The sequence below is a fragment of the Streptomyces herbicida genome, assembly GCF_032656585.1.
In the GTDB taxonomy this organism is placed as follows: Bacteria; Actinomycetota; Actinomycetes; order Streptomycetales; family Streptomycetaceae; genus Streptomyces; species Streptomyces herbicida.
In genome coordinates, this window is record NZ_JAUYWJ010000001.1 from 1 (window position 1) to 12,583 (window position 12,583).

A 12,583-nucleotide genomic window follows, 5' to 3' on the forward strand; every position below is an offset into this window, starting at 1 on the left:
CCGAGGCCGACCTCCTCGACATCCGCAACTTCGGTGCGAAGTCGATCGACGAGGTCAAGGCGAAGCTGGCCGGCATGGGCCTGGCCCTGAAGGACAGCCCGCCCGGATTCGACCCGACCGCCGCCGCGGACGCCTTCGGCGCGGACGACGACGCAGACGCCGGGTTCGTCGAGACCGAGCAGTACTGAGAGCTCGGGACCGACTGCCGGTTCTTGGCTGCGGGACCGTTGTGATTGGTCGCGCAGTTTCCCGCGCCCCTGGGGGCGCGGGGACTCCGGGTGTCCGAAAGGGCACCCGGATCTTCGACAGACAACCGTCTGCTCGGATACTGACCCCGGTACCTGACACGGCCGGGGCAGACACACAGGAGAAGAACAATGCCGAAGCCCACCAAGGGTGCCCGTCTGGGCGGCAGCGCCGCGCACGAGAAGCTGCTCCTCGCGAACCTCGCGAAGTCGCTGTTCGAGCACGGCCGTATCACCACCACCGAGGCGAAGGCCCGCCGCCTGCGCCCGTACGCCGAGCGTCTGATCACCAAGGCGAAGAAGGGTGACCTTCACAACCGCCGTCAGGTGCTCCAGGTCATCACGGACAAGGGCATCGTCCACACGCTCTTCACCGAGATCGGCCCGCGTTACGAGAACCGTCCGGGTGGCTACACCCGCATCACCAAGATCGGTAACCGCCGTGGCGACAACGCGCCCATGGCTGTGATCGAGCTGGTCGAGGCGCTGACGGTGCAGCAGAAGGCCGTGGGTGAGGCCGAGGCCGCCACCAAGCGTGCGGTCAAGGAGGCCGACGAGGCCAAGGTCGAGGAGACCAAGGCCGACGAGGTCGTCGAGGACGCGGCTGGTGAAGGCGACAAGGACGCCTGAGGCTCTGCCTGCAGTGAACGGGTCCGCCCTTCGGGGCGGGCCCGTTCCGCGTTTCCTGAGAGGATCCAGGAGTGAGTGACGAAGTACAGCCCGGCCACGTCCGTATCCGCCTCGACCTGTCCTACGACGGCACGGACTTCCACGGCTGGGCCAAGCAGGCCGGCGGCAGGCGGACCGTGCAGGGGGAGATCGAGGACGCCCTGCGCACGGTGACCCGCTCGGGGGGCACGACGTACGAGCTGACCGTCGCCGGGCGGACCGACGCCGGGGTGCACGCCCGGGGTCAGGTCGCGCATGTCGATCTGCCCGAACAGGTCTGGCGTGAGCACCACGAGAAGCTGCTCAAGCGGCTCGCCGGGCGGCTGCCCAAGGACGTACGGGTGTGGGCCCTCAGGGAGGCGCCCAGCGGTTTCAACGCCCGTTTCTCGGCGGTCTGGCGGCGTTATGCGTACCGGGTCACCGACAACCCCGGCGGTGTCGACCCGCTGCTGCGCAACCATGTCCTGTGGCACGACTGGCCGCTCGACGTGGGCGCCATGAACGAGGCCGCCCGGCGGCTCCTCGGGGAGCACGACTTCGCCGCCTACTGCAAGAAGCGCGAGGGCGCGACCACGATCCGTACGCTCCAGGAGCTGAGCCTGGTGCGCGGGGGCGACGGGATCATCACCGCCACCGTCCGGGCCGACGCCTTCTGCCACAACATGGTGCGCTCGCTGATCGGGGCGCTGCTGTTCGTGGGGGACGGGCACCGGGCGCCCGACTGGCCGGGGAAGGTGCTCGCGGCGGGGGTCCGGGACTCGGCGGTGCATGTCGTACGGCCGCACGGGCTGACCCTGGAAGAGGTCGGCTATCCCGCCGACGAACTGCTGGCCGCGCGGAACAAGGAGGCGCGGAACAAGCGGACACTGAGCGTGGCGGGCGGCTGCGAAACCTGTTAGTTGCCTGTATTTCACAAGAATATAACGGTCATGTCAGGACTTACCTGGCGTAAGTCCCTTGTCGCCTCTTACGTCGTTCTTACAGTTCGGTTAGTCTTGCCCGGTGCGGCCCCGTGTTCGATTCGGGGTCGTTTTTGGTGGGGGTAACACGGGTTCTCGGGCCCGGAGGGTAGGAATGTCATCCATTGACTCTGCCCGCATGGCCGAGGCGGCCGGCGCTGGGGGGCGCCGGGCCGCACGGCACGGAGGACGGCGTGGCGGTGCCGAGCGGGCACCGCTCGGGCTGCTGCCCGCGCCTCCCACGCATGCGGAGAAGTACTCGTACGTGAAGCGGCGGCTGTGGGTGCTGACGCTGGCGTCGATCGTCAGCTTCGGCTGTCTGACCGTCAGCCAGATCGCGCTCGCCCAGGCCTCGCCGCTCACCTGGATCTTTGCGCCGCCGTTGTTCTTCACGGTCGTCTACTACCTGATCTCGCTGCGCGTCAACGGCTTCACCAGGGACTTCGACTTCGACCACCACCAGCGGCTGGTGCGCGGCTGGCGGCCCGCGGTCTATCCGAGCGTCGATGTCTTCCTGCCGGTGTGCGGGGAGCCGATCGAGGTGCTGCACAACACCTGGAGCCATGTGCGGCAGCTGGCCGACCGGTACCCGGGGACGTGTGTGCCCTTCGTGCTCGACGACGGTGCCAGCCCCGAGCTGGAGGCGATGGCCCGCGACTTCGGCTTCCGCTACGGGGTCCGGGAGAACCGCGGCTGGTTCAAGAAGGCCGGCAACCTGCACTTCGGGTTCGACCAGTCCGACGGCAAGTACATCCTCATCCTCGACGCCGACTTCACGCCGCGCTCCGACCTCCTGGAGGAGCTGCTGCCGTACATGGAGACGGACGAGCGCATCGGCATCGTGCAGTCCCCGCAGTACTTCCGGGTCCTCGACTCGCAGAACTGGATCGAGCGGGGCGCGGGCGCGGTCCAGGAGCTCTTCTACCGGTCCGTGCAGGTCTCCCGGCAGAACAGCGAGGGGGCGATCTGCGTGGGCTCCTGTGCCATCTACCGGCGGGCGGCCCTGGAGACCAACGGCGGTACGACCCTCATCGAGCACTCCGAGGACGTGCACACCGGGTTCGATCTGCGCGGGCTCGGCTGGGACCTGAAGTACGTGCCGGTCGCGCTGTCGACGGGCGTGTGCCCGGACACCGCCGGTGCCTTCTTCAACCAGCAGTACCGCTGGTGCTCGGGCTCCATGTCGCTGCTCGGCAGCAAGAAGTTCTGGGACGCGCAGATACGTTTCTCCAGCCGTCTCTGCTACATGTCCGGCTTCTTCTACTACATCCACACGGCGCTGTTCACCTTCATCGCGCCGCTCGTGCCCATCGTGCTGCTGCTGACCAGCCCCGAGATGCTCCAGGTCAAGCATCTGGTGTGGGTGCTGCCCAGCATCCTCTACACCACCGTGATCTTCCCGATGTGGCACAAGGCGCCGTACCGGCTGGAGGCCTGGTCGGCGCGGATGATGTACGGCTGGGCGCACGTCTTCGCCATCTGGGACATCCTGCGCAAGCAGCGGATGGGCTGGCAGCCGACCGGCTCCAAGGGCGCCAAGAAGAACAAGACCCGGCGCTTCTGGCTGGGGCTGTGGATCTGGGGCGGCGGCACCGCCGCGGTCTGGGTCGGCGCCGCCGTGTACCGGCTGTTCACCGGCTTCCCGCCGGACTTCGCCCTCGTCCTGTCCTCCGGGCTGTTCTATGCGCTGGTCGTGGCCCGCGCGCTGATCCAGCCCAAGGAACACCGTGCCCTCGCAGGTGACGCAGCATGATCCGAAGATTTCTCCGCCCCCTCGCCGTGGCCCTGCTGACCGCCACGGCAGCCTCCGGCTGCGGCCTGCTCGGGGGCTCCGGCGACCCGGCCGCCGACGCCGCCCGTGAGCCGTCCGCCTCCGCGACGGCCGCGCAGCGGCTGCCGTACGACGTGAAGCCGCTGCTGCACCCGAAGAAGGAGTACTTCGGGGTCGCGGTCGACGGCGCGCCCAGCTCGACGAAGCCCGTGGACGCCTTCGCGAGGACTGTCGGCAAGCAGCCGAACATGGTCGGCTCCTACTCCTCCTGGGGCGACGGCTTCAACGCCCACGGCGCCCAGAACGTGTTCGACGACGGCGGGCTGCTGTATGTGTCCTGGGAGCCGTTCCCCGGGCTCGACAAGATCGCCGACGGGTCTCAGGACACGTACATCAAGAAGTACGCGCAGAGCGTCCGCGAGACGAACGTCCCCGTCGCGATCAGCTTCGGGCACGAGATGAACGGTCACTGGTACCCGTGGGGGACCAAGGACACCACGGCCGTGACCTTCGTGAAGGCCTGGCGGCACATCCACGACCTCTTCCAGGACGTCGGCGCCACCAACGTGATCTGGGTGTGGAGTCCCAACGTCGTCAACCCGGTGCCGTCCGTGAAGCTGAAGCCGTACTGGCCCGGTGACGCCTACGTCGACTGGGTCGGCATCGTCGGCTACTGGACCACGACCGGCGCCCACACCTTCGACACCCTCTACGGGCCGACCCGGCGCCAGGTGGCCGCGTTCACCGACAAGCCGGTGCTGATCAGCGAGACCTCGGCGGAGCCGGGGGAGCGGCGGCGCGCCGATGTGCGCGGACTGCTCCAGGGCGTCGCGCAGGACGACGACGTCATCGGCTTCCTGTGGTTCAACATCCCCAAGCGGGCCGACTGGCGCATCCAGAGCAGCCCGCTCGCCCTGGCCGAGTTCAAGCGCCTCATCGCGGACGACGCCTTCGGATTCGAGGTGCCGCGCTCATGAGCACGCCCCCCTATGGGCAGGGCAGGCAGCAGTACCCGCCGTACTACGGCGCCCAGCCGTACTACGACGAGCACTACTACGGCGGCGGTCAGCAGCAGACGTACGACCCCCGCGTCTCCTACGCCGCCGACCCCGAGGAACCGGACGCCGACTACTACGTCCCGCACTACACCGTCCTCGACCCAGAGCCGGAGCCCGAGCCCGAGCCCGGCTATGTGCTGCCGGAGGTCCCGGTGTCGGCCTGGTCGGTGGACAACAGCCGCTCGGCGTGGATCAGCCGTGGCGCGCTGCTGCTGATCCTGCTGGTGCAGGCCGGGCTGTCCTACCGGCTCGACGGGAGCGCCTTCGCGCAGGAGGCGAAGTTCCTGCTGTCCGACGGGCCCGTGTCGGGCGTGCTGGCCGGCACCGGTCTCGCCGGGGCCCGGGCGCTGAGCCTGGTCTGGGCCCTGGGGGCGACGGCCCTGGTGTTCGGCGCGACCCGGCTGCTGTTCAACCCGCGCGCCGGTCTCGCGGCCGCCGCCATGTACTCCGTACTGGAGTCGACAGCCTTCACCGGCCGCTACGCCTCCCTGCACTCCCTGTCGCTGTTCCTGCTCGCGGCCGCCCTGTGGCTGCTGGCCAAGACCCGGCAGGCCGGCCCGGCGGCCGTGCTGCTCGCGGCTCCCTTCGCCGCGCTGGCGCCGTTCGCCGCGTACTCGGCCGCGCTGTATCTGCCGACGCTGACCGTGCTCGCCGTACTGACCGCCTACCGCTTCCGCGGCGCCGGTGCGCTCGCGCGCGGCGCCCTGTTCGCGGTGGCCACCGGAGCCCTGTGCTTCGCGGGCGTGACCCTGCACGGCATGCCGCGGGGCTGGAACGCACACGGCACACAGGGCGTGGCGGGCCTGCTGACGGACAGCGCCGAGTGGGGCGGGCTCGTCCTGCTGGTCGCCGTGATCGGCGCCGTCGGTTACGCCCGGCGGGCCCGCATGGGCGAGATGCCGTGGGCCGAGGGCGAGGCCCCGGGCACGGTCCGCAGGTCGGCCCTGGGCCTGACGATGTGCGCCACCGCCCTGCTCGCCCCGCTCTACCAGGCCTGGCTCGGCAACGGCAGCTCGCTCCACATCCACCTCGGCTTCGGCCTGCTCTTCGCGGTGCCGATGGCGGGCCTGGGTGTCTCGCGGATGATGGGCGCCCACTTCCGGTACCCGCAGATCGGCATCATGATCTACGTTGCCGCGCTGGTCGTCGGCATGGCGCAGACGCGCGACCTGTACCGGCCGCCGGACTCGGCCGGGATGATCGGCGCCCTGCGCCAAGTGGCCGACGCCAAGGGCAGCTATCTGACCGACGACCCGGAGATCTCCGCGTACTACCTCCGCGCACAGACCGAGCCCGGCCAGTGGCACCCGGCACCGCGGGGCACGGCCCTCGCGGCCGCCGTGAAGAAGGGCTCGTACGACGCGATCGTGCTGCGGGCCGCCGCCGTGCCCGGGCAGCTGCGCGGGGCCGAGCACTACCGGCTGCTGGCCGTGCTCCGGCCGTCCGGCGAGGACGCCGGTCAGGCGCCGTACCGGATCTGGGTGAAGCGATGACGACGGACACACGGACCGCGCCGGCTGCCCCGGAGACCGGCGGCCACCGGGCGCGCAGACGCCGTTCCGGCGGCAAGGGCTCCGCGCTGCTCGTCTTCGCGCTTCCCACACTGGTCGCGCTGGCCTGTGTGCTGCCCGGTCTCGGGCAGCGCCAGCTGTGGCGCGACGAGCACGCCACCTGGTGGGCCTCCACGCTGTCCTGGCACTACCTGGGCCGGCTGATCGACAACATCGACGTCGTCTTCACGCCGTACTACGCGTCCATGCACCTGTGGATCGCGGTGGCCGGCGACTCCCCGGCCGCGCTGCGGCTGCCGCAGGCGCTGGCGATGGGGGTCTCGGCCGGTCTGGTCGGGCTCCTCGGGCGGCGGATGTTCGCGGTGCGCACCGGGCTGCTCGCCGGACTGCTGTTCGCGGTGGTCCCGGCGATCACGCGATACGGGCAGGAGACCCGGCCGTACGCCTTCGCGACGCTCTTCGCCCTGCTGGCCACGCTGCTTCTGCTGCGTGTGCTGGACCGGCCGAGCCTCAAGGGCTGGACGCTGTACGCGCTGGCGATCGCGGCCACCGGCTTCGGCCATCTGGTCGCGATGTCGGTGCTCGCCGGGCACCTGGGGCTGGTGATCCTGGCCAGGCGGCGCGGCGACCGCATCGCGCACTACGCCTTCGCGGGTGCCGCGCTGCTCGGCGTGTCGATCACCTTCCCGATGGTGGCGCAGGGCACCGGGCAGAGCGGCCAGATCGCCTGGAACACCACCACGACTCAGGACCTGCTCGACTTCCCGGAGACCCTGTTCGGGTCGTGGATCACGGGCGGCGCGGTCATGGGCGCCGGCGTGTTCGGGCTGCTGCTGGCCCGCCGGTACGCCCTGCTGCTCGGCGCCTGGGCGGTACTGCCGCCGGTCCTCACCTTCCTGACCGCCGACCAGCTCCACCTCTTCCTGCCGCGCTATCTCCTCTTCACCATCCCGGCGTGGACGCTGCTGGTGGCGGCGGCCGTCACCCGGCTCGCCGGGCGGCTCGACCCACAGGCCCGCAGGGGTGCGGGAGCGCACGTGTTCGGCGGAGCGCTGGTGACCGCGGTCGCGGCGGCGTACGCCTTCGTCGCCTGGCCGGGGATCGGGGACGCGAAGAAGGACCTGCCGATGGAGCCGGACTACCGGGCCGCGGCGAAGGTCGTCGCGGCGGGGGAGAAGCCCGGCGACGGGATGGTCTTCAACGGCGGAATGTCGGAGCGCCGGGCCATGGCGTACGAAATGCGGGACCGCAAGGCGCCCAGGGACGTGCTCATGGAGTGGACCCCGCAGCAGAACGGCTCGTACGGCGCCAGCGAGTGCAAGCGCCCGGCCCGCTGCCTCAAGGGTGTCGACCGGCTCTGGCTGATCTCCACGATCAGCGACGGGCGCCCGCTGCTCACCGGCATGGACGAGAAGACGGCGGCCGTGCTGGAGAAGGACTTCGAGGCCGTGCGCACGGTCAGGCTGAACCACGTCGTGGTGCGGGTGCTGGACCGCACGTAGCGGCAGCGGCACACGAGCGCAAAGAACCAAGGACACGCAGTAAGGAGGCCGCGCGGCATGCGGCTCACTGTCATCGGCACCGGCTACCTCGGTGCCACCCACGCCGCCTGCATGGCGGAACTCGGCCACGAGGTGCTCGGCGTCGACGTCGACCCCGACAAGGTCGCCGCGCTGCGGGCGGGGCGGGTGCCCTTCCACGAGCCGGGGCTGCCCGAGCTGATCGCGAAGCACACGGCGAGCGGCCGACTCCGCTTCACCACTTCCTACGAGGAGGCCGGCGCCTTCGGCGAGGTGCACTTCGTCTGCGTCGGCACCCCCCAGCTCAAGGACTCCGAGGGCGCGGACCTGACCTACGTGGACGCGGCCTTCGCGGCGATCGCGGAGCATACGGCGCCGGACGCCCTGCTGGTCGGCAAGTCGACGGTGCCGGTGGGGACGGCGGGGCGGCTGGCGGCGGCGTACGACGCCGAGGTCGCGTGGAATCCGGAGTTCCTGCGGGAGGGCTTCGCGATCGAGGACACGCTGCGCCCGGACCGGCTGGTGTTCGGCGTGGGGTCGGCCCGTGCCGAAACGATTCTGCGCGCGGTGTACCAACCCGTCCTCGCCGCCGGTACCCCGGCCGTGACCGCCGACTTCCCGACGGCCGAGCTGGTGAAGACGGCCGCGAACGCCTTCCTCGCGACGAAGATCTCCTTCATCAACGCGATGGCGGAGGTCTGCGAGGCCGCGGGCGGCGACGTCACGAAGCTCTCCGAGGCGCTCGGCCACGACGACCGGATCGGCCGCCGTTTCCTGCGCTCCGGTATCGGCTTCGGCGGCGGCTGCCTGCCCAAGGACATCCGCGCCTTCGCCCACCGCGCCGACGAGCTCGGCGTCTCCCTGGCCTTTCTGCGCGAGGTCGACGCGATCAACATGCGGCGCCGGGACCGTGCGGTGGAGCTGGCGCGCGAGCTGTGCGGGGGAGACGTGCTGGGCGCCCGCATCGCGGTCCTGGGCGCGGCCTTCAAGCCCGACTCGGACGACATCCGCGACTCGCCCGCACTGAACGTGGCGGCCCGGCTCAGACTCGACGGGGCCGACGTCACGGTGTACGACCCGGCGGCGATGGACAACGCCCGCAAGGCGTTCCCGCTGCTCGGGTACGCGGTGTCGGCCGAGGAGGCGCTGGGCGGGGCCGACCTGGTCCTGCATCTGACCGAGTGGGCGCAGTTCCGGGCGATCGACCCGGAGCGGGCCCGGTCGCTGGTGCGCCGCCCGCGGATCGTGGACGGCAGGGGAGGGCTCGACGCGGACCGCTGGACCGCGGCGGGCTGGCGGTTCTCGGCGCTGGGTAGACCCGCGCCGAATGGGGAGGGATAAGAAATGGACGAGTCGTACCGGGACGCTCGGGTCACCGTGGTGATGCCGACGTACAACGAGGCGGCGAACCTGCCGCGGATGGCCGAGGCGGTGCTGGGGCTGCCGCTGGAGGCCCTCCATCTGAAGATCGTCGACGACTCCAGCCCGGACGGCACGGGCCGGATCGCCGAGGAACTGGCGGAGAAGTACAACGCCGACGGCCGGCACCGGATGAGCGTGCTGCACCGGACCGAGAAGGACGGACTGGGGAGGGCGTACACGGCCGGCATGAGCGCCGCGCTGGAGGAGGGTGCCGGGTACGTCGTCCAGATGGACGCCGACGGCAGCCATCCCGTGGAGGCGGTGCCGCGGATGCTCGAGGCGGCGGTGACGTCCGGGGCGGGCCTGGCCGTGGGCAGCCGCTATGTCGAGGGCGGCTCACTCGACGAGGATTGGGGAGCGCACCGGGTCCTGCTGTCCCGTTTCGCCAACGCGTACGCGCGCGCCGTGCTGGGCACGCGCATCCACGACATCACGGCGGGCTTCAACCTGTGGTCGGCTAGGACCCTGCGGGACGTGGACCTGTCCTCGCTGGACAGCGCGGGCTACAGCTTCCAGGTCGAGCTCAAGTACAAGGCCGTACGGGCCGGACACGGCGCCGTCGAGATCCCGATCCGCTTCGCGGAGCGGACCGAGGGCGTCTCGAAGATGACCCTGCGGACGCAGCTGGAGTCGGCGGTGGTGCCGATCCGGCTGCGGCTGAAGAAGAAGTAGCAGGGACGGTCGGCGCTATCCGTTGGCGGCGGCCGAGGCCTGGGCCTCACCGCGTCGGCGGATCTGCCGGAAGGTGAACTCGGCCAGGTCGTCGCCGGTGCTGAAGACCTTCGTGTCCTTGGTCGTCACGTCCTTGCCGCTGGTGAAGCCGGCGATCGTGAAGTAGGCATAGCGGCCGTAGGCGTTGGTCGTGGAGCGGCAGATCGCCGAGTCGCAGAAGGACTTGATGCCCTTGCCGGCGAGCGACTTCACGATGCTCTGCTTGTCGGCCTGGCCCTTGGCCTTGGCGGCCTCGGCCTCGGTGTCGAAGACGGCGACGCCGACGGTCACCGCGACTCCGTCCTTGGTGTAGCTGACGCGCAGCAGGCGGGTGCAGCCGTTGCCGCTGAGGACCTTGGGGAGGGTGCCCTGCGCGGCCGAGGCGCAGTTCTTCGTGTCGGCCGTGGCGCCCTTCTTGTAGACCGTCTCGCCCATGGTCAGCTGGGTGCCCGGGAAGAGGGTCTCGGCGCTGAGCGGTGCCGTGTCCTTCTTCGCGCTGGATATGAAGTCCTTCGGGTCCAGCGGCGGCGGGGCGCTCGTGGGTGCGAAGGACGGTGCCGGGGCCGACGAGTCGCTGGGTATGGAGGCGCTCGCGGGCAGGTTGGTCGGCCGGCCCGAGGCGTTGTTGTCGCCGTTCGCCGACACCACGGCCATGGCGACGGCCGCGCCGATCGCCACGGTGGCTATCGCGCCGCCGCCGATGAACAGCACTCTGCGCCGCTTGTTCCGCGTCTCCGAGGCCTCGGCGAGCGCGGCCCAGTCCGGGGTCTGGTCGGCGCCGCTGTTCCAGCGCTGCTGAGACTGCGGTTTCCAGGGATCCCACTGGGACTGGGGTCCCCCCTGCCCATAACTCATGGGGCGCATCTTAGACGGGGGACCGGGGGTGCAGGTGCGCCTCTACGAGAGGCGATAGTGGACCTTTCAGTGCAGGGCGAGACATCTCACCCAGGCGCCTGAGCGGGGCCGATTCCGGCCGGCGGGGGAGCGGGAAGCGGGCGCCTCGGGGCAGACCGGGCGGCAGATGGGACGTCCGGTCGCGATCGCGTCACACGGAGTGGCAGCCGAGGGTGGCGCGAAAATTCGCGGGAGAAGAGCAACGCCGACCCCGGACCCGTGCCCGAGGTCGAGTGGGAGGAATGGGCCAGCCGAATGTCCGTAATGCCATGATTTGCCGGGCCTCGGTGTGGCCCAAACCACCCGAGTCCCGCCGCGGGCCACACGTCGGGGGTGCCCGGAATCCGGCCTGCACTGGTTGTTCGAGTCGGCGGAGCCCGGCGGCAGCGGACCCGTTTTGACCGGGGTGCCGCGCCCCAGGTATTCTGCCTCTTCGTTGTGTATTGGCTTGCTCATTCTCACGGGACGGGCCCTTACACCGGTCCACCGGGCCGATGACCAGCGACCAGCACGCGGTTTGCGTCACCGCAGTGCGGTCAGGGCTGTCGTGATCGTCTTCGGTGACCTTGTCAGGACCATTCACTGAAGAAGCGAAGGCTACGAACCGTGCGTACGTACAGCCCCAAGCCCGGCGATGTGACGCGCCAGTGGCACGTCATTGACGCTCAGGACGTCGTCCTGGGCCGTCTCGCCACCACCGCAGCGACCCTCCTCCGGGGCAAGCACAAGCCGATCTACGCCCCCCACGTCGACGCTGGTGACTTCGTCATCATCATCAACGCCGACAAGGTGCACCTGTCCGGCAACAAGCGGACCCAGAAGATGGCGTACCGCCACTCGGGCTACCCGGGTGGTCTGCGCTCCGTCCGCTACGACGAGCTGCTGGACAAGAACCCCGAGAAGGCCGTCGAGAAGGCCGTCAAGGGCATGCTCCCCAAGAACTCCCTGGGCCGTCAGATGCTCTCCAAGCTGAAGGTCTACTCGGGCGACCAGCACCCGCACGCTGCCCAGCAGCCGGTGCCGTTCGAGATCACCCAGGTCGCGCAGTAAGTCCGGCCACCCCCTAAGACCGAAGAGAATCTGAGGAGAATCGTGGCCGAGACCACTGCCGAGCAGCCGCTCGAAGAGCTTGACATCGACAGCTACACCACCGAGTCCGAGGTTCCGGTGGAGGGTGAGTACACCTCCGAGTCCCTCGCCTCGCGTTTCGGTGAGCCCCAGCCGGCCGCCGGCCTGGGTCGTCGCAAGAACGCCATTGCCCGCGTCCGGATCGTCCCGGGCACCGGCAAGTGGAAGATCAACGGTCGCACCCTCGAGGACTACTTCCCGAACAAGGTGCACCAGCAGGAAGTCAACGAGCCCTTCAAGGTGCTCGAGCTCGAGGGTCGCTACGACATCATCGCCCGCATCGCGGGTGGCGGTGTCTCCGGCCAGGCCGGTGCGCTCCGTCTCGGTGTCGCCCGTGCGCTGAACGAGGCCGACGTCGACAACAACCGCGGCCCGCTCAAGAAGGCCGGCTTCCTCAAGCGCGACGACCGTGCGGTCGAGCGCAAGAAGGCCGGTCTGAAGAAGGCACGCAAGGCCCCGCAGTACAGCAAGCGCTAATCTTCGCTGCCTGCTCGTACTCCGAACGCCCCGGCGGCACGCCACAGTGCCGCCGGGGCGTTCGTTTATCACACAGACTTGGGTCTAATGGCACAAGACGCTCAAAGGCTTGTGTGACCGGATGTTCAGGCATGGAATGCCTGGGATGCGGAGCCGCACCGAGACGGCATCGAACCATCGACTGCCTACGGCTTCCGAAACTGACGCTTCCTCAGGAG

The 12,583-nt window shown here is 69.8% G+C and carries 12 protein-coding genes; 11 read left to right on the plus strand and 1 reads right to left on the minus strand.

The window, feature by feature from the left end; translation table 11 throughout:
* The 9 genes from Q8A52_RS00005 to Q8A52_RS00045 form a co-directional block, all read left to right on the plus strand.
* Positions 1-188 (plus strand): DNA-directed RNA polymerase subunit alpha C-terminal domain-containing protein (locus Q8A52_RS00005; RefSeq protein WP_293990365.1); only part of this gene is annotated, 188 nt, incomplete at its 5' end.
* Between the two features lie 189 nt (positions 189-377).
* On the plus strand, positions 378-875 hold the full coding sequence (gene rplQ / locus Q8A52_RS00010) for a 50S ribosomal protein L17 (RefSeq protein ID WP_316747357.1): 498 nt from the start codon (positions 378-380) through the stop codon (positions 873-875).
* A 71-nt stretch (positions 876-946) separates the two neighbouring features.
* Positions 947-1,813 (plus strand): tRNA pseudouridine(38-40) synthase TruA, encoded by an 867-nt coding sequence (truA, locus tag Q8A52_RS00015; RefSeq protein ID WP_316747359.1) that lies wholly within the window; start codon positions 947-949, stop codon positions 1,811-1,813.
* Between the two features lie 199 nt (positions 1,814-2,012).
* Positions 2,013-3,626, plus strand: a complete 1,614-nt coding sequence (locus Q8A52_RS00020) for a glycosyltransferase family 2 protein (protein WP_316747361.1) — start codon at positions 2,013-2,015, stop codon at positions 3,624-3,626.
* The gene (locus Q8A52_RS00025; protein WP_316747363.1) at positions 3,623-4,621 is read left to right on the plus strand and encodes a glycoside hydrolase family 26 protein; all 999 of its coding nucleotides are present in this window, start codon (positions 3,623-3,625) and stop codon (positions 4,619-4,621) included. Before Q8A52_RS00020 ends, Q8A52_RS00025 begins: the two co-directional genes overlap by 4 nt.
* A complete protein-coding gene (locus Q8A52_RS00030) occupies positions 4,618-6,195 on the plus strand; it encodes a hypothetical protein (RefSeq protein ID WP_316747365.1) in 1,578 nt (525 codons plus the stop codon). Before Q8A52_RS00025 ends, Q8A52_RS00030 begins: the two co-directional genes overlap by 4 nt.
* Positions 6,192-7,715: a glycosyltransferase family 39 protein gene (locus Q8A52_RS00035; RefSeq protein WP_316747368.1), complete on the plus strand. Its 1,524-nt coding sequence runs from the start codon at positions 6,192-6,194 to the stop codon at positions 7,713-7,715. Before Q8A52_RS00030 ends, Q8A52_RS00035 begins: the two co-directional genes overlap by 4 nt.
* Before the next feature lie 57 nt (positions 7,716-7,772).
* A complete protein-coding gene (locus Q8A52_RS00040) occupies positions 7,773-9,074 on the plus strand; it encodes a UDP-glucose dehydrogenase family protein (RefSeq protein WP_316747370.1) in 1,302 nt (433 codons plus the stop codon).
* A 3-nt stretch (positions 9,075-9,077) separates the two neighbouring features.
* On the plus strand, positions 9,078-9,827 hold the full coding sequence (locus tag Q8A52_RS00045; protein WP_316747372.1) for a polyprenol monophosphomannose synthase: 750 nt from the start codon (positions 9,078-9,080) through the stop codon (positions 9,825-9,827).
* Positions 9,828-9,842: 15 nt separating this feature from the next.
* Here the strand turns inward: Q8A52_RS00045 and Q8A52_RS00050 are convergent, their stop codons facing one another.
* Positions 9,843-10,721 carry a hypothetical protein gene (locus Q8A52_RS00050; RefSeq protein ID WP_316747374.1) on the minus strand — a complete coding sequence of 293 codons (879 nt, stop codon included), beginning with the start codon at positions 10,719-10,721 and terminating at the stop codon, positions 9,843-9,845.
* Positions 10,722-11,366: 645 nt separating this feature from the next.
* Between Q8A52_RS00050 and rplM the strand changes: the two genes are divergently transcribed.
* Together rplM and rpsI are read left to right on the plus strand one after the other, a co-directional pair.
* Positions 11,367-11,810, plus strand: coding sequence for a 50S ribosomal protein L13 (rplM, locus tag Q8A52_RS00055; RefSeq protein WP_316747376.1), 444 nt, complete (start codon positions 11,367-11,369; stop codon positions 11,808-11,810).
* A 42-nt stretch (positions 11,811-11,852) separates the two neighbouring features.
* Positions 11,853-12,365 carry a 30S ribosomal protein S9 gene (gene rpsI / locus Q8A52_RS00060; RefSeq protein ID WP_030745279.1) on the plus strand — a complete coding sequence of 171 codons (513 nt, stop codon included), beginning with the start codon at positions 11,853-11,855 and terminating at the stop codon, positions 12,363-12,365.
* Positions 12,366-12,583: the final 218 nt, after the last annotated feature.

Excerpts from the sequence above, each read along its gene's own strand:
- rplQ (WP_316747357.1), top strand. The coding sequence starts at position 378 with ATGCCGAAGCCCACCAAGGGTGCCCGTCTGGGCGGCAGCGCCGCGCAC.
- Q8A52_RS00020 (WP_316747361.1), top strand. The coding sequence starts at position 2,013 with ATGGCCGAGGCGGCCGGCGCTGGGGGGCGCCGGGCCGCACGGCACGGA.
- Q8A52_RS00025 (WP_316747363.1), top strand. The coding sequence starts at position 3,623 with ATGATCCGAAGATTTCTCCGCCCCCTCGCCGTGGCCCTGCTGACCGCC.
- Q8A52_RS00030 (WP_316747365.1), top strand. The coding sequence starts at position 4,618 with ATGAGCACGCCCCCCTATGGGCAGGGCAGGCAGCAGTACCCGCCGTAC.
- Q8A52_RS00035 (WP_316747368.1), top strand. The coding sequence starts at position 6,192 with ATGACGACGGACACACGGACCGCGCCGGCTGCCCCGGAGACCGGCGGC.
- Q8A52_RS00040 (WP_316747370.1), top strand. The coding sequence starts at position 7,773 with ATGCGGCTCACTGTCATCGGCACCGGCTACCTCGGTGCCACCCACGCC.
- Q8A52_RS00045 (WP_316747372.1), top strand. The coding sequence starts at position 9,078 with ATGGACGAGTCGTACCGGGACGCTCGGGTCACCGTGGTGATGCCGACG.
- Q8A52_RS00050 (WP_316747374.1), bottom strand. The coding sequence starts at position 10,721 with ATGAGTTATGGGCAGGGGGGACCCCAGTCCCAGTGGGATCCCTGGAAA.